This is a genomic window from Aeromonas piscicola, assembly GCF_000820005.1.
Lineage (GTDB): Bacteria > Pseudomonadota > Gammaproteobacteria > Enterobacterales > Aeromonadaceae > Aeromonas > Aeromonas piscicola.
This window is the reverse complement of sequence record NZ_CDBL01000032.1, coordinates 63,225-89,520: the sequence shown is the minus strand read 5'-3', so window position 1 is coordinate 89,520 and position 26,296 is coordinate 63,225. Positions and strand designations below refer to the sequence as shown.

The following is a 26,296-nucleotide window of genomic DNA, read 5'->3' as shown; positions in this document are numbered from 1 at the left end:
GATGTAAAAAAACCGCCCGAGGGCGGTTTTTTGTTGCGAGTCTCCGGTTACGGCACGCAGACCGGGCAGAAGGCGTAGGTGCCCTGCGGGTCGTTGAAGCGGGTCAGCGGATCTAGGCTGCGATTCACCTCCAGCAGCGCCTTGCCAACACCTGCCGGCAACCAGCTTTGCAGGTGCGGGGCCAGCGTCTGGGCGCTGCTGTCAAACAGCTGACGCAGGAACCTGTCTCTGGTGGACTCCTCCTGCTCTATGGGGGTGACCTGCCACTCCTTGAGATTGGCGAGCTCGGCGGCAGCCTTGATGGCCGCTTCCTGGTTGCCAAACTCATCCACCAGTCCCAGCGCCTTGGCATCCTGACCGGTCCAGACCCGGCCCTCGGCCGCTTTTTCAGCCTCTTCGGGGCTCAGGCCGCGGCCCTTGCTCACCAGGCCGACGAAGCGCTGATAGGTGTCTTCCACGCTCAATTGAATGGCTTGGCCGACGTGGTCCGGCAGGGCGCGGGTCAGGCCGACGCCGACGTAATCCGTGGTGCCGACGCCGTCGGTGTGCACCCCGTACTGGGAGAGCGCCTTGTCGATGGTGGCGAACATGCCAAACACCCCGATGGAGCCGGTGAGCGTGGTGGGGGAGGCGAAGATCTTGTCCGCATCGGCGGAGATCCAGTAGCCACCGGAGGCGGCGTAGCTGCCCATGGAGATCACCACCGGCTTGCCTGCCTGTTTCAGGGCCAGCAGCTCGGCGCGGATCTGCTCGGCGGCGAAGGCGCTGCCGCCCGGGCTGTCGACCCGCAGCACCACGGCTTTCACCTTGTCGTCACGGCGGGCATCGGCCAGCAGATCGGAGAGGCTGTCACCGCCTATGGTGCCAGCCGGTTGCACGCCATCCATGATGGCGCCGCTGGCGACGATGAGGCCCACCTCATCCTTGCCGCTCTGGGGGTACTGCTCGGGGAGCGCTGCCAGATAGGTTTTCAGGCCGACCCCTTTCCAGCCGTGATCTTCGTCTTCCCCCACTTCCTTGATGACCGCCTGGGTCATCTCGTCGCGGGTGGCCAGCTGATCCACCAGGCCGTTGTCGAGGGCGTAGTTGGCGGCGTTGCCACCGGCCTTGCGCAGCAGCTCGAGGAAGCGCTCCTTGCCCGGCGCGACGGCATCGGGTTCGATCTCCCGCTGCTCGGAGACATCGGCAACATAGGATTGCCACAGCTGATCCAGCCAGCGCTGGTTCGCCTCCTTGCTCTCGGGGGACATATCGTCGCGGGTATAGGGCTCGACGAAGGATTTGTAAGTGCCGACCTTGAACACGTGCGGGGTGATATTGAGCTGCTCCAGCGCCGACTTGAAGTAGGTCTGGTAGACGCCCAGCCCCTCGATCAGCACGGCGCCGCTCTGGTTGAGCAGCACGTGATCTGCGTGGGCGGCCAGCAGGTACTGGCCCTGGTTGTAGTAGTCGGCCATGGCGATGACCGGCTTGCCACTCTCCTTGAACTCGTCGATGGCAGTCGCCACCTCCTGCAGTTTGGAGAAGCTGGCACCCTGCAGCCCTTGCGGCTTGATCACCAGCGCCTTGATGCGATCGTCATCCTTGGCGCTGCGAATGGCCCACAGCAGATCGGAGAGAACGATCTCGCTGGGCAGATCTTCGCTGTTGTCCACCTGGCGCAGCAGTTGCACCGTAGGATCGGTTTGCGAGCGCTGTTCTACCAGCACGCCGGAGAGATTGAGGGTGAGGGCCCCTTCGATGGGGGCGCTGGGCGCCTCTTTCTGGCTGACGCTGAAAATGATGACCAGCACGACGATGAGAAACAGCAGATTGACCAGCATCAGCCGGGTAAAGTTGAGCAGACGCCAGAGGCTGCGAAACAGCCACCCCAGACCTTTGAAAATAGACATAGCCGCGTTATCGCCCTGTTAATGGGTAGAGAAGGACCATTATTAACCAGTTGACCCGCCAATTGCCATTTCCGCTTGGGTGCGATCAATGGCGCGATCCTGCTTCCTTGCTTCGGAACACGTCTGTTCGCCGAAAAAATGTCCAAACATTTGTTTGAAAAAGCATTTTCGATTCTTTACTCTAGCTTCAATTTGATAACAAAAAGTTAACCGGAGGCCTTGTGAGCCGCTACCCTACGCTTCTGACTCCCCTCGAGCCTGGCTTCACCCGGCTCAAGAACCGGGTATTGCGTATGGATTCCTGCGCACCGGCCTCGAAAAGGAGTTCATGATGAGCCGCTACCCAACGCTTCTGACCCCTCTCGATCTCGGCTTTACTCAGCTTAAGAACCGGGTATTGATGGGCTCCATGCACACAGGCCTTGAGGAAGAGAAGGGCGGCTTCGACAAGCTGGCCGCCTTCTATGCCGAACGCGCCCGTGGCGGCGTCGGCCTCATCGTCACCGGTGGCATAGCCCCCAATCTGCGTGGGCGGCTGGTGCCCCACGGCTCACAGCTGAGCTTCCCCTGGCAAGTCGCCAGGCACAAAAAGGTGACCCAGGCCGTGCATCAGGAGGGGGGCAAGATAGCGCTGCAGATCCTCCATGCCGGCCGCTATGCCTACCATCCCTTCAGTCTGGCCCCGAGCGCCCTCAAGGCGCCGATATCCCCGTTCAAGCCGCGCGCCATGAGCGAGCGGCAGATCCGCGGCACCATCCGTGACTTTGCCTCCACCGCGCAGCTGGCCAGGGCGGCCGGTTACGACGGCGTCGAAGTGATGGGGTCGGAAGGCTATCTCATCAACCAGTTCATCTGCGAGCGCACCAACAAGCGCACCGATGGCTGGGGTGGCAGCAATGAGAACCGGATGCGCTTCCCGGTGGAGATAGTGCGGGCCATTCGCGAGCGGGTGGGCCCGGATTTCATCATCATCTTCCGCCTCTCCATGCTGGATCTGGTGGAGCAGGGCTCGACGCTGGAAGAGGTGATCGCACTCGGTAAGGCGCTGGAGCAGGTCGGCGTGACCCTGATCAACACCGGCATCGGCTGGCACGAGGCGCGCATTCCCACCATAGCCACCAGCGTGCCGCGCGGTGCCTTCAGCTGGGTGACCGCCGAGCTGAAAAAGCACCTCACCGTGCCGCTTATTACCACCAACCGGATCAACACCCCCGAGGTGGCCGAGCGCATATTGGCGGGGGGGGAGGCAGATATGGTCTCCATGGCGCGCCCCTTCCTGGCCGACCCTGAATTTGTCATCAAGGCCGCCGAGAACCGGGCGGATGAGATCAACACCTGCATCGCCTGCAACCAGGCCTGCCTGGATCACGTGTTCAAGCAGAAGCGCGCCTCCTGCTTGGTCAATCCCCGCGCCTGTTTCGAGACCGAGTTGACGTTTGGCCGCGTGCCCCAGCCCAAGAAGCTGGCGGTGGTGGGGGCTGGCCCGGCCGGGCTGGCGTTTGCCTGTTACGCTGCCGAGCGCGGCCATCAGGTGAGCCTGTTCGATCAGGCCAGCGAGATTGGCGGCCAGTTCAACTTCGCCAAGCAGATCCCGGGCAAGGAGGAGTTTCACGAGACCCTGCGCTATTTCGCCAAGCGACTGGAGAAGTGTGGCGTCGAGCTCTACCTCGGCCAGCGCCAGAGTGCAGAGAGCCTGCTCGGCGGCGGTTTTGACGAGGTGATCCTCGCCACCGGCATACGCCCGCGCACCCCGAACATCCCAGGCATAGAACATCCCAAAGTGCTCAATTACATAGACGTGCTGCGGGATCACAAGCCGGTGGGCGACAAGGTGGCGGTGATCGGTGCCGGTGGCATCGGCTTCGATGTGGCTGAATACCTTGTGGAGAAGAAGGCTGATAGCGGTACAGACGGTCATCGCGATCACTGGCTCAAGGAGTGGGGTATCGACAAGCAGTTTGGCGAACGCGGTGGCCTGATGGCCCCCGAGATAGATGCCCCCGAGCGCCAGATCTGGCTGCTGCAGCGAAAAGAAAGCAAGGTGGGGGACGGCCTGGGCAAGACCACAGGCTGGATCCACAGAACCGTGCTCAAGAACCGCAAGGTGCAGATGCTCTCCGGCGTCCAGTACCTGCGCATCGACGACGAGGGCCTGCACATCCAGGTGGGCGAAATCCGGCAGTGCCTGCCGGTGGATCAGGTGATCATCTGCGCCGGGCAGGAGCCGCTCAAGGAGCTGCAAGCCGGCTTGCAGGCGGCAGGCAAGCCGGTACACATCATAGGTGGCGCCGACGTGGCCGCCGAGCTGGATGCCAAGCGGGCGATCCGCCAGGGGGCCGAGCTGGCGGCCGTTATCTAGTTGGTCTGTCTTGGCTCGCTATAGGCCTGATATTGCGATAAACCCCTGAGGCTCAGGGGTTTTCTTCATTTTGTGCTGTGCTAAGGTAGCGCCATCACAGCCCCTGACAAGGATTTGCCCATGGATGCCCTCACTCTATTGCTCAACCGCCACTCCTGTGGCCGCCTGACCACGCCTGCCCCCTGCGGTGAGGTGCTCGACAATATCCTCAGAGCGGGGCTGCGCGCGCCGGATCACGGCACCCTGACTCCCTGGCAGTTCATCCTGTTTGAAGGGGAGGGGCGGGAGCGGCTGGGGGCCCTGCTGGCCGAGGCCGCCCGTGCCCGTGGCGAAGATGAAGAGAGCATCAAGAAGTGCCAGGAGGCGCCGCTGCGCGCTCCCTTGCTGGTGGCCGTTGCCACCCGTTATCAGGCCCACCCCAAGGTGCCGAAACTGGAGCAGGAACTCTCCGCTGGTTGCGCCCTGATGGCGATGCAGATGGCGGCTCAGGCTCAAGGCTTCAACGGCATCTGGCGCTCCGGCTGGTTCATCTTCGATGAGCGGGTCAACGCCGGGCTGGGGCTGGCACCGGAGGATCAACTGGTGGGTTTCCTCTACCTCGGCACCCCCATGCTGGAGGCGCGCAAGTTGCGCGAACTGCCGCCGGATGAGTTTGTCCGTCGCTTCTAAGCCGCATGATTTTCAGCCAAGGCCCTGACTTGTCAGGGCTTTTTTGATCCTGTCCGATCACGATCCTGAGGCTGTACTGATAAATAAATGCTTGCCAAGAGGGGGACGGGGCTTGGCAGGGAATTTTTTAAATAGTGAGAGGCTGTTCTCAATCCTGGTTGATTACGCTATGTAAAACGTTTGCGCCTCGTTAATATCCCTGTGCCAGTTTAGAAGGTGACCCCTTCTAATTTTCTGCGATGAGAGTCGCAATTCCGTAGCACCTTTTTACAGCCCAACGTCTTCGTGACATTGGGCTTCATTTTTATCTGCGTTTTTTTCAGACACAGACCCATCAGCCCTGGCAAGCAGCCCCTTTTTACAGACCAGCGTGGTCTTCATGGCATTGGGCTTCATTTTTATCTGCGTTTTTTCAGGCACAGACCCATCAGCCCTGGCAAGCAGCCCCTTTTTACAGACCAGCGTGGTCTTCATGGTATTGGGCTTCGTTTTTATCTGCGTTTTTCAGGTACAGCTCCCATCTCCCCGGCAAGCAGCTCCTTTTTACAGACCAGCGTGCTCTTCATGACATTGGGCTTCATTTTTATGGGCGCTTTACAGGCAGGATCCGGGCCGGGTTGCCCACCACCCGGGCACCGGCCGGCACGTCTTTGGTGACCACGGCGCCCGCGCCGACGATGGCTTCCCGCCCTATGGTGACACCGGGCAGCAGTATGGCGCCGCCGCCGATCCAGACCTTGTCTGCTATGGTCACCGGCAGCGCCGTCTCCCCCCCCTGGATGCGCTCATCGGCTGCCAGTGCGTGGGCGGCTGTGTAGATCTGCACGTTCGGCCCTATCATGACGTTGGCACCGATGCGGATCGGTGCGTTGTCCAGCATGGTGGCTCCCATGTTGATATAGGAATCCTTCCCCAGGCTGATATGGCGGCCATAGGTGCAGTAGAGGGGTGGGCAGATAAAGGCGTTCTCTGCCAGTTCGCCGACTATCTCCTGCAACAGCGCCAGCTGTTCATCCTCCTCTTCTGCCCGATTGAAGCGGCGATAGCGGCGCGCCGTCTCACAGCGCAGGACATCCAGCTCCGGCGCCATGCAGTTATAGGGCTGGCTGCTGATCATCTTCTGATATTCGGTCATGGGGCATCCTGATCTCTGATTGGCATGAGGCGAGTAGGGCAGCAGGCTGCCGCACAAGCGTACGGACAGAGGCATATATTACTTTTTTGCCAGCAGAATAAGCGTGAGCCTCAACCCAGAGCTGGTATCACCAGGTTTTGTGGCCTGCCATCTGCAAAGGCCAGCACATTTTCAAATGCCTTGCGAAAGTAGAGCTCATAGCTGTTTTGTTCCACATAACCCAGATGCGGTGTGGTCAGCACGTTGGGCAGGCGCAGCAGGGGCTCGTTGTCGAGTGTGGCTGGCTCGACATCGAACACATCCAGCGCAGCTTGCCTGGTCGGATTGGCGCTGAGCTCGGCATAAAGGGCTCCTGGCTCGATGAGCTCGGCCCGGCTGGTATTGACCAGCAAAGAGTCCGCCTTCATGTGAGCCAGATCGGCACGGGTAACGCAGGTTCGAGTGGTCTCGCTGAGGCGCAGATGGAGGGACAAGACATCGGCCCGCCGGAAAAATGCGTCCTTGTCGGCAGCGGCTTCCAACCCATCTTGCTCTGCCCGCTGACGGGATAAGTCACTGCCCCATATCAGTACCGACATGCCAAATGCCTTGCCGTAGCGGGCTAGGTGTTGGCCTATCTTGCCATAGCCCCAGATGCCGAGCGTCAGACCGTGCAGAGTACGACCCAGACCGAGTTGTCCAGACTGCTGCCACTGCCCCTTGGTCAGGGCTTCGCAGTAAGCCGGAATATGGCGCGAGGCCGCCATGATGAGGGCCCAGCAGAGTTCTGCAGGCGCAATGGGGCTGCCGACCCCTTCAGCGATGGCAACACCGTATCGTTGGCACAGTACCGGGTCTATATGCTGGCTGATCTTGCCGGTCTGGCTGATGAGCTTGAGTGAGGGAAGCCCCATCAGCAGTTGTTCGTCGATGCGAGTTCGCTCGCGGATCAGCACCAGTGCTTGCACGCCTTCCAGCATGGTGGCGAGGCGCGCCGTATCGGGTTCGCTCTGGTTGAGGATGGTCACATCATGACCCGCCAGCAGGGTAAAGCAGGGGAGGTGACGTACCTGATCCTGATAGTCATCCAGAATGGCAATACGCATAAAGGGTCTCCATTCCCATCATTTCTAGTCTGATGGTCATCCTACCGGAATCGAGTCGGAATTTGTTCTCGAATGGATATTTTTCATGACGGGTTGGCACTATGGGCAAACCAGCGAGTCTCGTATTGGCTGGTCAGGTTTTATGGGGACTGAAACAAGCAGGGCCCCCGTATGGGAGCCCTGCTTGTATGGGAGGTGGTGAAACCCGGCTGTTATCAGCCGTGCTTGCGGCCGGAGAGGCGGCACCACTCCTCTTTCACTGCGGTCGGGTCCATGTCGAACCACTGGCCGTAGATGGTTTCCAGCTCCGGGGCCTGGCTTTCCAGCACGCCGGAGAGCGCCATCAGGCTGCCCGCCTTGCCGTGGCCGGCGATGAGCGGCGCCAGTTCGCGCAGCGGGCCGGCCAGTATGTTGGCTACCACCACATCCGCTTCGACGTCTTGCGGCTGGTCGGCAGGCAGGTAGAGTTCGATCTGGCCCGCAACACCGTTACGTTCGGCATTGTCGCGGCTGGCCTGAATGGCCTGCGGGTCTATGTCGATGCCGATGACGCGGGCAGCACCCAGTTTCAGGGCGGCGATGCCGAGAATGCCGGAGCCACAGCCAAAGTCGACCACGGTTTTACCGGTCAGATCCAGCCCGTCCAGCCACTGCAGGCAGAGCGCCGTGGTGGGGTGGGTACCGGTACCAAATGCCAGACCCGGATCCAGCATGACGTTGACCGCATCGGGGTTTGGCACATCGCGCCAGCTCGGGCAGATCCAGAGCCGCTCGCCAAACTGCATGGGGTGGAAGTGATCCATCCACTCGCGCACCCAGTCCTTGTCTTCCAGCTGCTCGACCTTGTAGCCCACGTCTTCCCCGAAGATCTGCTGGAAGAAGGCGATGGTGGGGGCCGGATCAGTTTCGGCATCGAACAAGCCCATCACTTCGGTCTCACCCCAGAGCGGGGTTTCACCGGGCAGCGGCTCGTACACGGGTACATCCTGGGCATCCATAAAGGTCACGGCCTGGGCTCCACGCCCCAGCAGCATGTTGCTCACCTTGTCTGCTGTCTTGGCAGTGGCGTTGATTCGAATTTGTATCCAGGGCATGGCATCGACTCTTCATAAATGTGAAACCGCGAGATTCTATCATCATGGGCCTGTGCTGTCGTGGTTTGCCCATGTCGGCATGGCGCAGGAATAGAACTCTGCCGAGTTGGCACGGTTAATGTATTCCTCATTGGGTGACGGGAAGCAACCTGTTCCCGCTGAATGCTTTGCTCTAGGAAAGTTCCGTCATCTTTTTCAGCCACCTCAGGGTGGCTTTTTTTTGGCATTGTGCTGGCCGAGGGGAAACGAGTAGGGATGGCAGGCGTGAGGGGATAAAACAGGGGGAAGTTGGGGCGTTGGCACACAAGATGCAAAGATGGGTATGTCCTGCATAAGGATATGTGTGTGATTGTTACCCCCAACGTTCAGGTATTTAGGGCCATCCCAGCGGGATGGCCCCTTTTTTATGTCGTTTTTATGGTGATGCTGCGTGGTGACTGTCTGGTGCCTGATATGAACTGTGCACTGTTGGGGCCTGTCACTGGTGAAATCACCCCATGATGGTGCATTTTTTACCTATAAGGGATTAGTTTGCAAATCTGCTCATGTCGATCACCAGCTTGCCCACCATGCGGCCGGCTTCCACCTCGGCATGGGCCTGGGCCAGGGTGACCGGGGTCAGCTCGGACAGGGTGCGGGTGAGTGTGCTCTTGAGCATCCCTTGGTCGATGAGGGAGGCAACCTGGCCAAGCAGCTTGTGTTGCTCGATCATGTCAGGGGTCTGGAACAGGGATCGGGTAAACATGAATTCCTGACTGAAGGTGGCGCTCTTGCTCTTGAGCAGGGAGAGATCCCAGGGCTCGCTGGATTCGGCGATGGTGCAGATGTGGCCGAACGGGCGAATGAGGCTGGCCATGGCATCCCAGTGCTGCTCGGTAGCATTGGTGCAGAAGATGGCATCGAGCTGGGTGATGCCCAGCGCGGTGAGCTCTGCCTGCAGCTGGTGATGGCTTACCACCTGATGGGCGCCCATTTTCAGACACCATTCACGGCTTTCTGGTCGGGATGCAGTGGCAATCACTTCCATATTGGTGAGCTGGCGAGCCAGCTGAATGGCGATGGAGCCTACCCCACCTGCCCCGCCAATGATCAGCAGCTTGCCTGTGCTCTCGCGGCGAAGGCCGATGCGCTCGAACAGTGTCTCCCAGGCGGTGATGGCGGTGAGCGGCAGGGCGGCGGCTTCCAGGTCGGTCAGACTGGTGGGGGCGAGAGCGGCGATGCGCTCATCCACCAGTTGCAGGGCGCTGTTGCTGCCCGGGCGGCTGATGTCGCCGGCATACCAGACTCTGTCGCCAGCCTTGAACAGGCTCACTTCGCTGCCGACGGCAACGACCTCACCGACTGCATCCCAGCCCAGTACACGCGGGCTGGCTTCAACCTTGGCCTTGGGGGCGCGCACCTTGGTATCCACTGGATTGATGGAGGTGGCTGTCACTTTCACCAGCAGATCCCGCGGGCCCGGGGTCGGGTCGGGCAGATTGGCCTCGATGAAGCAGTGGGGGTGATCGCTGGGCAGATAATGGGTGAGGGCAATGGCTTTCATGGCAGTTCCTTTCAAATCGGATGTATTGGGATTGCCAGCTACTCTAGTCTGGTTAATTATTCTTATTAAGATGGGTAATTGGTAAAGACTGTTTGAATATATGAACAATGTCGATCTGGAGTTGATGGGGCTGTTCGCTACCGTGGTGGAGCAGGGCAGTTTTACCGGTGCCGCCGAGGCGCTTGGCATGCCCAAGTCCTCGGTGAGCCAGAAGATCTCGCGGCTCGAAACCCAGCTCGGGGTGCGACTGCTGCAGCGTACCACCCGCAGGCTCAGCCTGACCCCTCAGGGTGAGATCTACGTGGAGCAATGCCAGGCGCTGCTGGCGCTGGCCCGTAGTGCCAATCTGGCGATGGCGCGGCTGCGCGCGGCCCCCGCCGGTCGGGTAAGGATCACGGCGCCCGAGGCGACCGGCACTCTGCTGCTTGGCAGGATCCTGGCCGAGTTTCGCGCCCTCTATCCCGAGGTGGTGCTGGAGCTGACCCTCTGCGATGAGCAGCTGGATCTGGTGGGGGAAGGTTATGATCTGGCGCTGCGGGCGGCACCGCTGAAAGATTCCAGCCTCATCTGCCGGCGCATTGGTCAGGTGCCGCGCCATCTGGTGGCGGCTCCTGGTTATCTGGCGATTCATGGTACGCCGCAGCAGTTGTCTGAGCTGGGGCTTCATCCTTGTCTGGTGCATTCGGCATTGCCGGTGTGGCCACTGCAGGAGGGGGGCTGGCGGCCGCAAGGGGCCTGCATCAGCAACAGCCTGCTGGCGTTGCGGGAGCTGGCGTTGCATGAGGGGGGCATTGCCCTGTTGCCACACCATGTCTGTCAGGAGGATCTGGCGACGGGGCGGTTGCAGAAGGTGTTGCCGGATCATCCTATCCCGGTTAATCCGTTTTACCTTATCTATCCGAGTCGGGAGCATCTGGCGCCTGCCTTGCGCTCGCTGATGGACTTCGTCGCCGAGCGCTTGCCGTTCGCCTGAGGCTACCAGTTGCTCTGGCTGGCGGACTCCTGATTGGGTTTGAGGCCGAGCGGCACCGACTGGCGCTCCGCCAGCATGCGGATCTGGCCCTCGATCAGGCTGGCATTGGGGCCCAGCACCAGCACCAGCTGATGGTCGTTGAGCTGGATCCAGGAGAGGCAACCCAGCCCCAGCAGACGGGACTGATCCACCAGCGCTATGTCGCGCACCCGCAGGCTGAGGCGGGTCAGGCAGACACTCATGGCCTGCAGGTTGTCCATCCCGCCCAGTACCTTGAGGTACTGGATCGCCAGCATCTGGGGATCCGAGGGGGCGACGCTCGCCAGCCGTGGATGCTCTTTGGCAATGGGCTTGCTCGGCAGGCTGAGGGGCGCTCGTTCCAGCAGTTGATAGAACAGCAGTGTGTAGGCGACGAAGAAGAGGATGCCGACCGGAATGAGCCAGAAACTGTGTTCGCCGGACTGATAGCTCAGCACCAGATCCAGCAGGCCGGCGGAGAAGTAACTGCCTACCTGGATGCCAAGGGCGCTGCAGATGGCGAGCGACAGCCCGGTCAGCAGGGCGTGGGCCAGAAACAGCCAGGGGGCGGTGAAGGCGAACAGGAACTCGATGGGTTCGGTGATCCCCACCAGCGCCGAGGTGAGCGCCAGGGTGAGCAGCAAGCCCCCCTGTGGCAGGCGCTGCATGCGCTGGCGGTGCAGCCAGATGGCAAAACAGGCGCCGGGCAGGCCGAACATGATGATGGGGTAGAGCCCGGCCACATAGCCTTCATGCAGCGGCTGGGCGCTGGCCAGCGCCAGCAGGTTGCTCTCGCCCAGTCCCATCAGGCTGCCCAATACCTGATGCAGACCGAGGGGGATCAGCAAGCGGTTCAGCACGCCATAGCAGAAGGCGCCCAGCGGGGTGGTGAGCAGCTCTGAGGCCAGTAGCGTGATGCCCTGCTCCAGCAACGGCCAGAACAGGGAGAGAGGGAACGCCAGCAACAGGCAGCTGAGTGCCGAGGCGAACAGGCAGAGGAAGTCCCCATTCACTCTCTGCAACCAGCCCGACAGTGTGTGCCGTTGCACCCAGGGGTAGACGATGGCCGTGGTCATGCCCGCCAGCAGGCCGCAGATCATGTCCGCATGCAGGCCGGGGGCCAGGGTGCCCAGTGCCGAACTCAGCAGCAGGAAGTTGACCGCCCCGGCCAGCGCCTGGGTGCCCTCTCCCTGCCGGCTCAGGCCGAAGGCGATGGCCACCGCGTAGATGAGCGGCATCTGGCTGAACAGGGCGCGCCCCGTGAGGGAGAGCACCGCCAGATCCAGCACATCCGGCTGACCTAGCCGATAGAGCAGGGCCGCCAGCGGCAGTATGGAGACCGGCAACAACAGGGCATAACCGAGTCGTTGCAGGGCATGAGTCAGGATCTGTCTGGCGTTCTGTACTGGCATAAGGGAGCGTGGTTTTGTGACTTGGCGCACAGTTTACCCGCAAAACACCCATTTGGGGATAGTTTTGGAACCCTTTATTAATCTATTTGTTACTGCTGTTCAAACAATCGTCGCACGCTCTGGTCGGGTGGCGGTGTCAGCAGGCTGACCACCACGAAGGTAGCCAGCCCCAGCCCCAGGCTAGGCACTATGGCGTGCAGTCCGGCCAGCTTGATCCCCCACTGACTCAGCACGCCATAGCAGACGATGCCGGACACCATGCTGGCCAGCGCGCCCGGGCCGTTGGCTCGTGACCAGTAGAGGCCGAGCACCAGCGGCCAGAGGAACACGGCCTGCAGGCCGCCGAAGGCGAGCAGGTTGAGCCAGATGATCATCTCGGGGGGCTGCAGCGCCGCCAACAGCACCAGGGTGCCCAGGATCAGGGTGCAGAGCAGGGAGAGGCGGGGAATGCGCACCTCCAGCTTTTCCTGCTTTGGATTGAGGTAGTTGAGGTAGAGATCCTTCACCAGAGTGGCAGAAGCCTGGATCAGCTGGGAGTCGATGGTGGACATGATGGCCGCCATGGGCGCCGCCAGGAAGACTCCGGCCAGCCAGGGTGGCAGCACCTCCATCATCAGCGACGGCATGATCTTGTCCGGGCTGTCCATGCCGGGCAGGATGGCGCGGCCCAGGGCGCCCGCTAGATGCATGCCGAACATCAGCAGGGCACTGACCACGGTGCCGATAAGGATGCCTCTGTGCAGCGCCTTGCTGTCGCGATAGCCAAAGCAGCGCAGGGCCGAGTGGGGCAGCCCCACCACCCCGACGCAGACCAGGATCCAGAAGCTCAGCATGAAGGGCTGGGTCAGCATGTCACCGGCCCCCTGCGGGCTCACCAGCTTGGGATCGATAACCTTGAGCTGGTGGATGAGATTGGGCAGGCCGTCGCCAGCCACCAGGATCCCCGCCAGCAAGGCGCCTGTGCCGATCAGCATGATGATCCCCTGCAGGGCGTCGGTCATCACCACGGCGCGAAAGCCGCCTATCACCGTGTAGAGCAGCACGCAGCTGGCAAACAGCATCAAACCCTGCTGGTAGGAGAGGCCGGTGGCCGTCTCCAGCAGGCGAGCACCGCCGATAAACTGCACCACCATGGTGGCGATAAAGGCGAGGATGATAGTAACGGATCCGAGAATGACCACCGCCTTGCTCTGGTAGCGGGCCCACAACATGTCGTTGATGGTCACCGCATTGACCCGGCGGGCTATGATGGCGAACTTCTTGCCGAGCACCCCCAAGGTGAGCCAGACGGTGGGCAGCTGGATCATCGCCAGCAGCACCCAGCCAAGGCCGATTTTGTAGGCCGCACCGGGCCCGCCGATGAAGGAGGAGGCCGAGGTGTAGGTGGCCACCAGCGTCATGGCCAGCACCAGGCCGCCCATGCTGCGGTTGCCGATGAAGTACTCCTGCACGAAGTCGCCGCCGGCGCGGTGGCGACTGGCCCAGAAGCCGACTCCCAGCACCAGCACCAGATAGATGATGAGCGGCAGCATCAGCTCAAGATTCATGGGTGGACTCCTTGGCATGGGGATGAGGCGTATCGAGGGGAATATCCACAAACAGGCGATCCACCATCAGGCCGCACAGCACAATGAACAGCAGCGGCATCACCATGCAGCTGAGCAGGAACCAGAGCGGCATGTCCCAGTATTCGATCTCTTCGGGGATGAAATAGGCAGTGCCATACCAGGCAAAGAAGTAGAGCAGGGTCAGCAGCAGGCAGAGGGCTGCTTCCCGGCGAGCGAGCGCGAAACGATTCACCTTGGCCTCCGACAATTTTGAGGGGCGCAAGGATAACAAAAAAGGGCCATGTCGCCATGGCCCTTTTTCAACAGAGGCTCCTTGCGGAGCTGACTTCTATCGGAAGTCATTGTTCTGTCTTAGATCCTTACAGACCCAACTTCTTGTGCAGCTAGTGGGCATTGGAACTGCCACCGTACAATGTCATCGGGTCTCTACCAGAGATCCTTACAGACCCAACTTCTTGTGCAGGTAGTGGATATTGGTACCACCGTGCTGGAAGTTTTCGTCTTTCATGATCTCTTTTTGCAGGGAGACGTTGGTCTTGATCCCTTCCACCACCAGCTCGTCCAGCGCCTGGCGCATGCGGGCGATGGCGACGTCACGGTTCTCGCCGTAACAGATCAGCTTGCCGATCATGGAGTCGTAGTAAGGCGGAACCTTGTAACCGGCGTAGATGTGGGAATCCCAACGTACGCCCAGACCACCCGGCGCATGGAAGCGCTGGATCAGGCCCGGAGACGGCATGAAAGTAGCCGGGTCTTCGGCGTTGATCCGGCATTCGATGGCATGGCCACGGATGCGGATGTCCTGCTGGGTGATCGACAGGGGCTGACCGGCGGCGATGCGCAGTTGCTCCTTGATCAGATCCACGCTGGTGACCATCTCGGTGACCGGATGCTCAACCTGGATACGGGTGTTCATCTCGATGAAATAGAACTCGCCGTTTTCGTACAGGAACTCGAAGGTCCCCGCGCCGCGGTAGCCGATCTCGATACAGGCGCGCACGCAGCGCTCGCCGATGAACTTGCGCATCTCTTCGGTGATGCCGGGTGCCGGTGCCTCTTCGACCACTTTCTGGTGGCGACGCTGCATGGAGCAGTCACGCTCGCCCAGATAGAGGGCGTTGCCCTGGCCGTCTGCCAATATCTGAATTTCGATATGGCGCGGGTTTTCCAGGTACTTCTCCATGTAGACCATGTCGTTCTTGAAGAACTGGCCTGCTTCGGATTTGGTCAGGGCGATGGCGGCAGCCAGCTCGGCTTCACTGCGTACCACGCGCATGCCGCGACCACCACCGCCACCGGCGGCCTTGATGATCACCGGATAACCGATGCGCTTGGCAATGGCGGCGTTGTGCTTGGCATCGCTGTCGACCGGGCCGTCAGAGCCAGGCACGCAAGGTACGCCAGCCTTCTTCATCGCCTCGATGGCGGAGACCTTGTCACCCATCAGGCGAATGGTCTCGGCACGCGGGCCGATGAAGATGAAGCCGGATTTTTCGACCACTTCGGCGAAATCGGCGTTCTCGGAGAGGAAGCCATAACCCGGGTGGATGGCAACGGCTCCCGTGACCTCGGCGGCGGCGATGATCGCCGGCACATTGAGGTAGGATTCACCGCTGGCAGGCTTGCCGATGCAGATGGTTTCGTCGGCGAGGAGCACATGCTTGAGCTCCCGATCGGCGGTGGAGTGAACGGCCACTGTCTTGATCCCGAGCTCTTTGCAGGCGCGCAGGATCCGCAGGGCAATTTCACCGCGGTTGGCGATGACTACTTTGTCCAACATGGGTGGCAATTTCCCTTATTCGATGATGAACAGCGGCTCGTCAAATTCGACGGCCTGACCATTTTCAACCAGGATCGCTTTGATCACGCCGGCCTTGTCAGACTCGATTTGGTTCATCATTTTCATGGCTTCGACGATGCACAGGGTATCGCCAACATTGACGTGCTGACCCACTTCCGCGAAGGGTTTGGCTTCCGGGCTGGAGGAGCGATAGAAGGAGCCCACCATGGGGGAGCGCATCAGATGGCCGCTCGGCGCGGCCGCATCGGCGGTCGGTGCTGTGGCGGCTGCGGCCGGTGCGGCGGCAGGGGCCATGGCTGGCTGCATCATCATCTGCGGCATGGCGGTGGTCACCTGACCGGAGAAGTTGCGGCTGATGCGAACGGACTCTTCACCCTCGGAGATCTCCAGTTCGGCGATGCCGGACTCTTCAACCAGTTCAATCAGCTTCTTGATTTTGCGGATATCCATTAGCATTCTCTTTCTTCTTTATCTGATCAGTGATTATCAAGCCGCGCGCAACTGATGCACGGCCGCGGTTAAAGCGAATTGGTAGCCATCGGCACCCAGCCCGCAGATTACCCCCCTGGCGACATCAGACAGATAGGAGTGATGACGGAAGGGCTCCCTGGCATGGACGTTTGACAGGTGAACCTCGATAAAGGGGATGGCCACACCCAGCAGTGCATCGCGGATGGCGACACTGGTATGGGTGAAGGCGGCCGGATTGATGATGATAAAATCCACCTGGCCCATGGCCTGGTGAATGCGGCTGACCAACTCATGTTCGGCGTTGGATTGCAGGTGTTCCAGTGTGGCGCCGAGTTCGCTGGCGTTGTGCGTCAGATCGGCAACGATCTCTTCGAGCGTCTTGCTGCCGTAGATGCCCGGTTCCCGTTTGCCCAGCAGGTTCAGGTTCGGCCCGTTGAGCAGGAGAATACGGTGATTTTGCGACATATTGAGTACATCCTCGATGATAATGCTGCTATCTATCAGCTATCTTGTGGACTACCAGAAATCTAGCCATTTTCTGCGCAATTCGGTGTGCACTGGTACACAGATTTCGCAATTATATTGATTTCGTGAAAATTAGCAGCATTTTACTGGTCTAATCTCTACATCTGTCTGTTTTTTGAGCTTATCGCTTCGCTGTTAAATTGCTCAGTAGCAGAGACGACAAAGCCGGCACTGGGCCGGCTTTGGAGGTGGATAAGGGGCGGGATCAGGCCGCTTCCGACTTCTCGCGAATGAGCTTGTCCACCATACCCGGATCCGCCAGGGTGGAGATATCCCCCAGACTGTCGGTCTCGCCGGTGGCGATTTTGCGCTGCATTATGGAGCGCATGATCAGGCCGCCTCTGACTTTTCGCGGATAAGCTTGTCCACCACACCCGGATCCGCCAAGGTAGAGATATCCCCCAGACTGTCGGTCTCGCCGGTGGCGATCTTGCGCAATATACGGCGCATGATCTTGCCGGAACGGGTTTTGGGCAGCCCCTCGGCCCAGTGGATCACATCCGGGGTGGCGATGGCGCCAATTTCCTTGCGGACCCACTCCTTCACCTCTTTATGCAGCTCGCGGCTCGGCTCCTCCCCGGCGATCAGGGTGACATAGGCGTAGATGCCCTGGCCCTTGATCTCGTGGGGCACCCCCACAACAGCCGCTTCGGCAATTTTGGGATGGGAGACCAGCGCCGATTCAATTTCGGCCGTGCCCATGCGGTGGCCCGAGACGTTCAGTACATCATCCACCCGCCCCGTGATCCAGTAGTAACCATCCTCGTCGCGACGGGCGCCGTCGCCAGTGAAGTAGCGACCCGGGAAGGTGGAGAAGTAGGTCTGCTCGAAGCGCTCGTGATCGCCGAACACGGTGCGCATCTGACCCGGCCAGGAGTCGGTGATCACCAGGTTGCCCTCGGTGGCCCCCTCCAGCGGCTCGCCCATGTTGTCCACCAGCGCCGGCTGCACGCCGAAGAAGGGGCGGGTGGCCGAGCCTGGCTTGAGATCGGTGACGCCGGGCAGCGGGCTGATGAGGATGCCGCCGGTCTCGGTCTGCCACCAGGTATCGACGATGGGGCAGCGCTCCTCGCCTATGGTGCGGTAGTACCATTCCCAGGCTTCCGGGTTGATGGGTTCACCCACGGAACCCATGATGCGCAGGCTCGAACGCGAGGTGCCCTCGACCGCATCACGGCCCTTGGCCATCAGGGCGCGGATCGCCGTCGGTGCCGTGTAGAGGATGCTGACCTGGTGCTTGTCCACCACCTGGCTCATGCGGTTGGTGGCCGGGTAGTTGGGCACCCCTTCGAACATGATGGTGGTAGCGCCGTTGGCGAGCGGCCCGTAGACCAGATAGGAGTGGCCCGTGACCCAGCCCACATCGGCGGTACACCAGTAGATGTCCTCCTCGTGGTAGTCGAAGATGTACTTGAAGGTGAGGGTTGCATAGACCAGATAGCCGCCCGTGGTGTGCAGCACGCCCTTGGGCTTGCCGGTGGAACCCGAGGTGTAGAGGACAAACAGGGGATCCTCGGCACCCATTGCCTCGGGCGGGCAGTCGGTACTGACGGTCGCGATGGCTTCGTGCCACCAGATGTCCCTGTGGCTGTGCCATGCGACCTTGCCGCCGGTGCGCTTGAGCACTATCACCTTGCTGACCTGGGTATCCGGGTTGGTGAGCGCTTCATCCACGTTCTTCTTGAGCGGGACAGGGCGACCGCCGCGCAGCCCCTCATCGGCCGTGATGACGATGGAGGAGCCGGAGTCTATGATGCGACCGGCCAGGGCCTCCGGTGAGAAGCCGCCGAAGACGATGCTGTGCACGGCGCCGATGCGGGTACAGGCCAGCATGGCGATGGCCGCTTCCGGCACCATGGGCATGTAGAGGCAGACCACGTCACCCCGATGCACACCCTGTGCTTTTAATACGTTGGAAAACTTGCACACCTCGGCATGGAGTTCGCGATAGGTCAGCTTGCGATCCTCGGCCGGGTTGTCCCCTTCCCAGATGATGGCGACCTTGTCACCGCGTTGTGCCAGATGACGATCCAGGCAGTTGGCCGAGACGTTGAGCAGGCCATCTTCATACCACTTGATGGAGACATGGCCCGGGTCGTAGGAGGTGTTCTTGACCTTGGTATAGGGCTTGATCCAGTCGAGGATTTTTCCCTGCTCACTCCAGAAGGCATCCGGATCCTGCACGGAAGCCTGGTACATGGCCTCGTAGCCTGCCTTGTCCAACAGGGCTCCCTTGCTGATGTGGGCCTTGACCGGGTAGACCTTGCTCTCGCTCATCTGTCACTCCTTTGAATACATTCTTGTAATGATTAAGTAACAACTTATACCTTTGGCGAGGGAGGGCAATTAGACTTTTGGATAGATGGAAACATCTGCTTACAGCGCCATGAGTGACAATTCATCCGTGATTGAGTAAAAACATCGGTTTTATCGATGGAGATAGCCATGCTGTCCTTGCTCCTTTGCACCTCTCTTTGGCAGTTCGATGCCCCCCCGCTTGCCGATGACGCCGCACTGACTGCTCCCCAGCCCAAAGAATTCGCCGTGACCCGCGAGCAGACGGGCGCGCCGGCGGTGCGGGAGCGTGTCGCCGAGCAGATGGGGAGTGCATTTTTGGCCCGCAAACCGCCGATGTCCGTCACCCTCGAAGAGAAAAAGTCGCCCTATCCACAGAATTCGCTGATGGCAGACTCGCCCCAGGGCCAGAGTGAGGGATGGGATGCTAGGTTGACGTTCAACGAGTGAGTTGTTCATCATTCATCGAGCGGCTGTTGCAGCGCCCGCCTCAACACCAGACTCCCTTCTGAGGAGTCAGCTGCGCCGCCAGATGGGGTTCGGTCAAGGGATGGCTGAATAGATAGCCCTGCCCCTCCTGGCAGTGCAGGGATTGCAGAAACTGGCGCTGAGCCTGGGTTTCTATCCCCTCGGCGGTGACCGCCATGTTCAGGCTGTCAGCCAGGTTGATGATGGTGCGGCACAGCTCCCGGCTGTGCTTGTCATCCGGCAGGGCCTGCACGAAGGTGCGGTCTATCTTGATGCGATCGATGGGCAGACTTTTCAGCAGGCTCAGGGATGAGAAGCCGGTCCCGAAGTCGTCGATGGCGATCTGCACCCCCAGCGCTTTCAGGCGGGTGAACAGCAAAAGGCTCTGATCGACCCGCTGTATGATGCTCTCCGTGACCTCTATCTCCAGCCGCTCTGGCGGGAAACCTGTCTCCGCCAGAATGGCGGCGACCCGCGCCACATAGCCAAGGGAGCGCATCTCCCGCACCGAAACATTGACCGAGAGCCGTGGCACCGCCAGCCCGGCCGCCAGCCACCTCTGCCCCTGCTGACAGGCGGTGCGCATCACCCACTCCCCAATCTGCTCTATCAGACCGCACTCCTCGGCCACCGGGATGAAGCGGGCGGGGGCTATCATGCCCTCGCTGGGATGCTGCCAGCGCAGCAGGGCCTCCAGCCCGCTCAGGCGGTTGCTGGTCAGATCCGTCATGGGCTGGTACAGGATGCAGAGTTGATGCTGTTCTATGGCCTTGATCAGCCCCTGCTCCATGCTCATCCGCTCACGGATCTGCTCTGCCATGCCGGGGGTGTAGAACAGATAGCCGTTGCGGCCCTGGCTCTTGGCCTCGTACATGGCGTTATCGGCGGCGCTGACCAGGGCATCCGGGCTCTGGGCGTGTTCCGGGTAGAGGGCTATGCCTATGCTGGCGGAGACGGCGACCTGCTCGTGCGCCAGCTCGACCGGCTCGCGCAGGCGGGCCAGCAGTTGATCGGCAAGCCGTTCCAGCTCTTCCGGTTGCTCGAAATAGGGGATCAGCACCAGGAATTCATCCCCACCGAGCCGGGTGGCCACGTCGTTGTGACGCAGGCTGAGGCGGATGCGTTCGGCCAGCAGCTTGAGCAGCTGATCCCCCGCCCTGTGGCCCAGGTTGTCATTAATCAGCTTGAAGCCGTCCAGGTCGATGAACAGCAGGGCGAGCCGCTGCCGGTTGAGCTGGGCTGTCTTGAGCTCCAGTTCGAGCCGTTCCTGCAGCAGATTGCGGTTGCCGAGCTCGGTCAGGGGATCGTGATAGGCGAGGTGATTGAGCTGTGCCTCGGCCTTGCGGATGGCGCTGATGTCGGAGAAGGCGATCACGTAGTGGGTGGTGTTGTGGCGGCTGTCATAGACGGCGCTGACGTGCTGCCAGGAGGTGAAGTAGCCGCCATCCTTGCGCAGGCACATCATCTCACCGTGCCAGGCATGGCTGCCGGGCAGCAGGGTATGCCAAGGGTAGTCGATGTCGGTATGGCGGCGCGGATGCATGATGGATTCCGGCGACTTGCCCACTATCTCGTCCGCTTCATATTGGGTCATGTTGCAGAAGGCCGGGTTGACCGAGATGATCTGGCGCTGGCCATCCATGATGATGATGCCCTCGGCCGTGGTGTCGAAGACCACATTGGCCTGACGCAGCCGGTCTTCCTGAATGCAGCGTTCGGTCGCATCGTGGAGCACCCCCATGATGCGACGCCCCAGACTGTCGGTGGCCGCCACGTGATCGGCGTGGAGATCGACCCAACCCCGCACCTGATCGGGCCCCAGGTAGCTCAGGGTCAGATGAAGGGGGGCCGTGCCCTTGAGTGCCGATCTGAGTTGCTCCCCCGATACCGGGTCGAGGCGTTTGATGAACTGATCCATTCCCCCCTGAAACTGATTGGCTTGCGTGCCGAGCAGACGCTCGACCTGGCCATCAAATTGCAGCCGATCCTCTGCCACATGCCACTCCCAGACCACGACCTGGCCGGCGCGCATGGCCAGTTGCAGCCGTTGCTGCGCCTCGACCTGTTCGGTCACATCTCGCACTATGATCAGGATGCCGTCAGGCGTGCCCTGCTCATCCCGCATGGGGCTGTAAATAGCCTGCCAGTGCCGTTGCTGACCCTGATGCGCCGCCGTCTGGCCGCTCAGGTTCAGCTCCACCTGGGGGACGCCGCTGCTGATGATCTGCTGGAACAGGGGTTCCAGCGCAGGCGCCAGTGTTGGCACTATTTCACGCAGGTATTTGCCGTAGTGCTCCTCCCGGGAGAGGCCGTTGATATCGGCGAGGGTCTGATTGACGCTGCGGCAGCGAAAGTGGCGGTCGAACACGCCTATGCCAAATGGCGCCAGCTCGAACAGTTGCTGCAGCTCGTTTGAATTCAGCTGACCCGGTATCGGCGGATCAGGCATGGATTCGGATGTCTCTTCGCGCATGACGGCTCCTGAATTGACTTTATTGTCATTTAAGGTGTTGTCAGTATGGCATGAAGCGCTTTGGAGGGAAGATCGGGGGCTGCATTTGCCCCCTATCTGGTGCCTGACTCGTTCAGAGGTTGGCTTGCCAAAGGTACAGTGGTGGGGGGGCTACCAGCTGAAGCGATAGCTCAGGGTCAGGTACACCACAGGCTGCCAGTCGTGCTCCTTGATCAGCCACTGTTTGGCCCCCAGCTCAGTGCCCAGTCGCCACTGCTGCCAGGCCCAGCTGCGCTCCAGCGTGAGCCCCCAGTCCCGCCAACCCGCGTCGGCATCATAGGCTGCCATGTGCGCCTGGCTGCCCCGGGTCAGCCAGAGGTTGAGGGAGAGGGCGGCCGGCAGCGGCAGGCTGTGCTCCATATACCAGATCTGGCCATAGCGGCCGGTGACATCATAGAGCTGGCCAAGGGTCAGCTGATGATCCTCGTCCAGCTGCCAGCCGAGGCGCCAGAGCGCGCTGAAGCGGGTGCGATCGACCACCTGCATGGGGCTGACTCCCAGCGCGAGGAAGCTCTTTTGGTAGAGCGGCAAGGCCAGTCCCGCACTCTGTCCATCGGCAAAGATCAGGCCGACCTGGGTTTCCCGTTCATAGGCGAGCCAGAACTGCATGCTGGCGTCGGCGCTGACCCCCGCCTGATTGCTGCCAAGCTGCCACTGGCCGCCCACTTGCCACTGGTTGTCCGGCTCCTTGGCTGACAGGGGCAACGCCAGGGCAAGGGCCAACAGCGGCCAGCGATGACTACTTGCCATAGAGCCGCATCCAGTCTCTGTCCTGATGCATGCCCATCAGGTGGCAGATGATGCCGGATCGCTGGAAGGCGTAGATGAGCAGTACGCTGGTGGCGCTGAGTGCCATGATGAGACCGAAGCTGTTGGGCAATATGGTGCCCTGGCGCGCAGTCCACCACAGCAGCAAGGGGCCCCACAGGTGCACGAAGATGCTCTTGTGGAAGATGAAGACGGTCAGCGAATACATGCCGATCCAGTTGAGCGGGCGCCAGCACAGGCGGATGTTGTGCTGATGTAGCCAGAGCACGACCCCGATCACCAGAAACTCCATGCCCCAGATCCCGGCGCGGCCCGTCATGTCCATCGCCAGCTCATGCTCGTTGGCGTAGATGTCGTTGAGTTCGACCGAACTGCTCTCGCCAAACACAAGGTAAACGGCGAGGGCTATGAGGGAGAGGGTGAGCACCAGGCCGTTGAGGCGATCCCGCCATTGGGGGCGCTGATGCCAGCACCAGCCATACAGGAAACCGAAGCAGCCGCTGGCCATGAAGAGATCGAGGCGGGCATCCAGCTCATAGTCGGGGTGCACGTGCAGCTTCATCCAGCTGTCGATATTGCCAAGCAGGGTTTGCACGCCGAATTGATCCAGCAGCAGGCTGAGGACTGTTAGTATCAGCATGCCGCGGATGCCGAACCAAGCGTAAACCAGCGAGAAGAGTGCCAACAGGCACATCCACAGCATGACAGGGTAGAAGGAGATGGCCTCGCCGAAGTTGGGGGCTATGACCAGCCCTTCGACATAGAGGATCAGTATGATGCTGGCAAATAGCACCAGCTTGCCGCCCAGTTGTGGTCTGAAGCTGGCCTGATCTCGACGGCTCAGGTTGAAGGCCGCCAGGGCCAGGTAGACCTGGCTCACCCAGGGAATGAGCCAAGCCGAGACCTGGGCCGTGGTGTTATCCATGGGCAGCAGGTGGCCGGCCATCGCCTTGTGCGACAGATAGAAGCTGTCCCAGAGGGCATGTTCACGGTTGAAGAAGTCGATGTACCAGTAGTTGAGGTAGCCGGTGTAGTGCTCGAAGACGGCCATGAAGATGACAAGCCCTCGCAACAGATCGAGACCCGTGATGCGCGCATCCTGTGGAGGCATGCTGTTGCTCCTGTGTCGGTTGGTAAAAAGGAGCCGCACTATAACGGTTGCAACAAAACTGAATGGGAGCTGAATGTAAGCAGATGTTACCGGCTCCCACCACACCGACCTTGCTGGGACGGGGAATGCGGGGATCCGGCTGTCATGATTTGTAATACTTTTGGCGGTTTTTTAGCCTTTCTGGCGGCCGAATGCCTGAATGCCGCGGGCCAGCACCAGCAGGCCGAGCACATGAAAGGGCAGAGAGAGGGCAAGTAGCCAGAGCCAGTGGGCTTCGCTGCCGCTGGCATTGATAAAGCCTATCCAGGCGACCAGCAGGGTCAGCATGCCGGCTATCTGAAAGCGGCGACGAAGCACCACTTCCACCCCCAGGTTGGCAAGATAGAGGGTCAAGAGTATGCCGCCGAAACCGGTGAGCTGGGCCGTGCCATACAGATCTCTGTCCGGATTGAACAGCAAGCTGAAGAGCGGCGTCAGACCCTGATCCTGCGGGATCAGGGTCAGCAGCCAGCAGGCGATCAGTAGCAGGGCGGTTTTCATCGGCTCAGTCGGCGGAGGATGCCGGTTTGACCAGGCTGAGGTAGTTGGCATCCATGGTGAGGAATACTCCCAGCAAGCGAGCACTGGCACCGTAGAAACCGAAGGGATCGGCGGCGCGGCAAGCGGCTTCGAAATGGGGGAACCAGGCCAGCAGATGGCCATGCAACAAGGCTTCCTGCTCGCCTAGCCAGAGTTCACGCTGATCGGCACTGGCGGCTTCGGCGGCACGTATGATGAGGTTGCCCATCAGATCCAGTTCGACCCCGAGGTGATCGACCGGCTGCTGGTATTTGGCGCTGACATCGATGGCAAGACGCGCCAGTCGTTGCTGCATGCGGTCGAGGGATGAGGTATCCAGATGGGCGGACTCATAAGGTTGAACGGCCGTATCGGCCAGAAACAGTCCCTTGAAGTCGGCTGCCAGGGCAGTGGCGCGCGCGTCACGCACCAGCAGGCGGGCGATGGCCTCATTGAGCTCGGCGACGGCCGGGCGCATGGGATCCAGCGTGGAGAGGCTCTTCAGGAAGCTTCGCACATCGTAGCTGTCGTATTCGGCGATCTGTTCATCGCTGAGCTCGGCACTAAACAGGGTGGCAAACCACCAGTACAGTTCGGCCCGACGTTCGCTAGTGGCCAGAAATTCCTGCATTTTTCCTCCGTGGATGGCAAGCGGGAAACAGAGTGAGCCCGATTCTAACGGCTTTGGCAGAAAAGTTAACCCATAGGTGACAATTCGCCGAACAGGCCGGCAAAAACGCCACCGGAGGCGACGTTTTCAGGGCAGGTTGGTGGCGGTGTCAGAGCGTGGGGCGGGTCTCGAACTGCGGCAGCGCATCACAGATCTCGTGCCAGGGCGCCTTGGATCCGACGAAGATGTGGAAGCCGGGTCTTTGGGTCGGCGCCTCGTTGAGGATGCCGAGGCGCAGGTTCAGTTTGCCGCTGCTGCGCTTCTCGCTGAACAGACTGGAGCCGCAGTGGCGGCAGAAGGCGAGGCTGGTCTCGGGGGATTTCTGAAAGCGGCTGATGGCCTCTTCACCACGGGTGACAGTGACCTTGTCACCGTCCAGTCCGCCGACCGGGGCGTAATCGGCACCGGAGAACTTGCGGCACTCGGAGCAGTGGCAGTTGCCCAGGTAGTCGAACCGGTCGGGCAGGCTCAGGGCCACGGCGCCACACAGGCAGCTGGCGGTCAATTGTTTCATCTTGCGTTCCTTGGCTGATGATTCAGCGCTCTTCGCGGTAGAGCGCCTGCTTGCAACGGGTGCAGATATGCTGGCGCCGGAAGTCGGTCTGATGCAGCAGGCCAACGTCCAGTTGCTCATGATGGCCGCAATGAATGCAAAAGATGATGTCGCCATCGATGGCTTCCGGATGGGCGGCCAGATACTGCTCCCGAGTGGGCAAGGTCTCCCACTGGTGGGTAAAGGGGCTCTTGCGACTGCCGGTATAGTAGACCCAATAGAAGACAGCGAATACCGATATGATCAGAAAAAGCATCAGGTTATCCATCATGGCGTACTCCCGTGTAGCGCTGGTGCAGAGAAGGAAGATCGAGGCGGAAGTGGGTCGGGAACATGGTGTTGCAATGGGGCGGCCAGCGACGGCTGGGCGGCTCAGCCAGGCGGTCGTCGCCACCAACCCCGAGTCGGCAGGTGTGCTGGCGGAGGGTGAGCGCCAGGGGAAGGTGCAGATCCATCGGGAGCAGGGTGAGGGCCTTGCTCGGCATTTTTTGCCTCCATCTTTGGCTGGGCAACCACTGTGCCACGCAAAGATGTTATCTGTTAGTAAACGCTATATCCATGATCCGGCTTTGGTTTTTGCTGTTTGTTGGCTGCGTTTGCGGCGGTTGGCTGCGCTGTGGGGTACTGAACGGCAAGGAAGGGGGCATGGGAAAGGGGGCTTTGGCCGACACCCTGGCTGAGGGCTGGGAGCCGACGCAGGCTTAGACACTTGCGACACATTTTACATTTTTTAAACAATTTTTTGGGTGGTTGGACTGTCTCTTTGATCTCGCTCACGTTACAATGCCGCTGCCCACTTCACCTAACGCGCAAACG

General features: G+C 60.7%; 25 protein-coding genes. 4 read left to right on the top strand and 21 right to left on the bottom strand.

All coding sequences use genetic code 11. The features are described from left to right. Positions 1-47: 47 nt before the first annotated feature. The gene (gene sppA / locus BN1128_RS04870) at positions 48-1,892 is read right to left on the bottom strand and encodes a signal peptide peptidase SppA (RefSeq protein WP_042866676.1); all 1,845 of its coding nucleotides are present in this window, start codon (positions 1,890-1,892) and stop codon (positions 48-50) included. A gap of 331 nt (positions 1,893-2,223) precedes the next feature. Here sppA and BN1128_RS04865 point away from each other — a divergent pair, with 331 nt between their 5' ends. Next, positions 2,224-4,251 (top strand): NADPH-dependent 2,4-dienoyl-CoA reductase, encoded by a 2,028-nt coding sequence (locus tag BN1128_RS04865; RefSeq protein WP_042866675.1) that lies wholly within the window; start codon positions 2,224-2,226, stop codon positions 4,249-4,251. 120 nt (positions 4,252-4,371) lie between these two features. After that, on the top strand, positions 4,372-4,920 hold the full coding sequence (locus tag BN1128_RS04860) for an NAD(P)H nitroreductase (RefSeq protein WP_042866674.1): 549 nt from the start codon (positions 4,372-4,374) through the stop codon (positions 4,918-4,920). 267 nt (positions 4,921-5,187) lie between these two features. Here the strand turns inward: BN1128_RS04860 and BN1128_RS04855 are convergent, their stop codons facing one another. The 5 genes from BN1128_RS04855 to BN1128_RS04835 all read right to left on the bottom strand — a co-directional run bounded on the left by BN1128_RS04855 (position 5,188) and on the right by BN1128_RS04835 (position 9,777). Beyond that, positions 5,188-5,394, bottom strand: a complete 207-nt coding sequence (locus BN1128_RS04855; RefSeq protein WP_042866673.1) for a hypothetical protein — start codon at positions 5,392-5,394, stop codon at positions 5,188-5,190. A 109-nt stretch (positions 5,395-5,503) separates the two neighbouring features. Then, positions 5,504-6,055: a sugar O-acetyltransferase gene (locus tag BN1128_RS04850; protein WP_042866672.1), complete on the bottom strand. Its 552-nt coding sequence runs from the start codon at positions 6,053-6,055 to the stop codon at positions 5,504-5,506. Between the two features lie 110 nt (positions 6,056-6,165). Beyond that, positions 6,166-7,140, bottom strand: a complete 975-nt coding sequence (locus BN1128_RS04845) for a D-2-hydroxyacid dehydrogenase family protein (protein WP_042866671.1) — start codon at positions 7,138-7,140, stop codon at positions 6,166-6,168. A gap of 215 nt (positions 7,141-7,355) precedes the next feature. Continuing rightward, a complete protein-coding gene (prmA, locus tag BN1128_RS04840) occupies positions 7,356-8,234 on the bottom strand; it encodes a 50S ribosomal protein L11 methyltransferase (RefSeq protein ID WP_042866670.1) in 879 nt (292 codons plus the stop codon). A gap of 526 nt (positions 8,235-8,760) precedes the next feature. Next, positions 8,761-9,777 carry a zinc-binding alcohol dehydrogenase family protein gene (locus tag BN1128_RS04835; RefSeq protein WP_042866669.1) on the bottom strand — a complete coding sequence of 339 codons (1,017 nt, stop codon included), beginning with the start codon at positions 9,775-9,777 and terminating at the stop codon, positions 8,761-8,763. 100 nt (positions 9,778-9,877) lie between these two features. Between BN1128_RS04835 and BN1128_RS04830 the strand changes: the two genes are divergently transcribed. Further along, a complete protein-coding gene (locus BN1128_RS04830; protein ID WP_042866668.1) occupies positions 9,878-10,750 on the top strand; it encodes a LysR family transcriptional regulator in 873 nt (290 codons plus the stop codon). Between the two features lie 2 nt (positions 10,751-10,752). Here the strand turns inward: BN1128_RS04830 and BN1128_RS04825 are convergent, their stop codons facing one another. The 7 genes from BN1128_RS04825 to acs form a co-directional block, all read right to left on the bottom strand. Continuing rightward, on the bottom strand, positions 10,753-12,180 hold the full coding sequence (locus tag BN1128_RS04825) for a PTS transporter subunit EIIC (protein WP_042866666.1): 1,428 nt from the start codon (positions 12,178-12,180) through the stop codon (positions 10,753-10,755). An 89-nt stretch (positions 12,181-12,269) separates the two neighbouring features. Then, a complete protein-coding gene (gene panF, locus BN1128_RS04820; protein WP_042866665.1) occupies positions 12,270-13,727 on the bottom strand; it encodes a sodium/pantothenate symporter in 1,458 nt (485 codons plus the stop codon). Continuing rightward, entirely contained in the window at positions 13,717-13,980 is a 264-nt protein-coding gene (locus tag BN1128_RS04815; RefSeq protein WP_042866792.1) for a YhdT family protein, read from the bottom strand. The genes panF and BN1128_RS04815 overlap by 11 nt, the downstream gene beginning before the upstream one ends. A 207-nt stretch (positions 13,981-14,187) precedes the next feature. Beyond that, entirely contained in the window at positions 14,188-15,528 is a 1,341-nt protein-coding gene (gene accC / locus BN1128_RS04810; protein WP_042866664.1) for an acetyl-CoA carboxylase biotin carboxylase subunit, read from the bottom strand. A 15-nt stretch (positions 15,529-15,543) separates the two neighbouring features. Continuing rightward, positions 15,544-15,999, bottom strand: coding sequence for an acetyl-CoA carboxylase biotin carboxyl carrier protein (gene accB / locus BN1128_RS04805; protein WP_042035842.1), 456 nt, complete (start codon positions 15,997-15,999; stop codon positions 15,544-15,546). A 36-nt stretch (positions 16,000-16,035) separates the two neighbouring features. Beyond that, positions 16,036-16,485 carry a type II 3-dehydroquinate dehydratase gene (gene aroQ, locus BN1128_RS04800; RefSeq protein ID WP_042866663.1) on the bottom strand — a complete coding sequence of 150 codons (450 nt, stop codon included), beginning with the start codon at positions 16,483-16,485 and terminating at the stop codon, positions 16,036-16,038. 390 nt (positions 16,486-16,875) lie between these two features. Then, the gene (gene acs / locus BN1128_RS04795) at positions 16,876-18,822 is read right to left on the bottom strand and encodes an acetate--CoA ligase (RefSeq protein WP_042866662.1); all 1,947 of its coding nucleotides are present in this window, start codon (positions 18,820-18,822) and stop codon (positions 16,876-16,878) included. A 168-nt stretch (positions 18,823-18,990) separates the two neighbouring features. On the opposite strand from acs, the gene BN1128_RS04790 reads away from it, so the two are divergent. Then, complete coding sequence (locus tag BN1128_RS04790; protein WP_042866661.1) at positions 18,991-19,290, top strand: hypothetical protein; 300 nt, start codon at positions 18,991-18,993, stop codon at positions 19,288-19,290. A 40-nt stretch (positions 19,291-19,330) separates the two neighbouring features. Here the strand turns inward: BN1128_RS04790 and BN1128_RS04785 are convergent, their stop codons facing one another. The 8 genes from BN1128_RS04785 to BN1128_RS04750 form a co-directional block, all read right to left on the bottom strand. After that, positions 19,331-21,781, bottom strand: coding sequence for a sensor domain-containing protein (locus BN1128_RS04785; protein ID WP_042866660.1), 2,451 nt, complete (start codon positions 21,779-21,781; stop codon positions 19,331-19,333). A gap of 150 nt (positions 21,782-21,931) precedes the next feature. Further along, the gene (locus tag BN1128_RS04780) at positions 21,932-22,570 is read right to left on the bottom strand and encodes a porin family protein (protein ID WP_042866659.1); all 639 of its coding nucleotides are present in this window, start codon (positions 22,568-22,570) and stop codon (positions 21,932-21,934) included. After that, the gene (locus BN1128_RS04775; RefSeq protein ID WP_042866657.1) at positions 22,560-23,699 is read right to left on the bottom strand and encodes a hypothetical protein; all 1,140 of its coding nucleotides are present in this window, start codon (positions 23,697-23,699) and stop codon (positions 22,560-22,562) included. Before BN1128_RS04775 ends, BN1128_RS04780 begins: the two co-directional genes overlap by 11 nt. 171 nt (positions 23,700-23,870) lie before the next feature. Next, on the bottom strand, positions 23,871-24,239 hold the full coding sequence (locus tag BN1128_RS04770) for a hypothetical protein (protein WP_042866656.1): 369 nt from the start codon (positions 24,237-24,239) through the stop codon (positions 23,871-23,873). Between the two features lie 4 nt (positions 24,240-24,243). Then, entirely contained in the window at positions 24,244-24,888 is a 645-nt protein-coding gene (torD, locus tag BN1128_RS04765) for a molecular chaperone TorD (RefSeq protein WP_042866655.1), read from the bottom strand. Positions 24,889-25,036: 148 nt separating this feature from the next. Then, entirely contained in the window at positions 25,037-25,441 is a 405-nt protein-coding gene (locus tag BN1128_RS04760) for a GFA family protein (protein ID WP_042866654.1), read from the bottom strand. Positions 25,442-25,463: 22 nt separating this feature from the next. Then, entirely contained in the window at positions 25,464-25,751 is a 288-nt protein-coding gene (locus tag BN1128_RS04755) for a hypothetical protein (protein WP_042866652.1), read from the bottom strand. Then, entirely contained in the window at positions 25,741-25,965 is a 225-nt protein-coding gene (locus BN1128_RS04750; RefSeq protein WP_042866650.1) for a hypothetical protein, read from the bottom strand. The genes BN1128_RS04755 and BN1128_RS04750 overlap by 11 nt, the downstream gene beginning before the upstream one ends. Between the last annotated feature and the right edge of the window lie 331 nt (positions 25,966-26,296).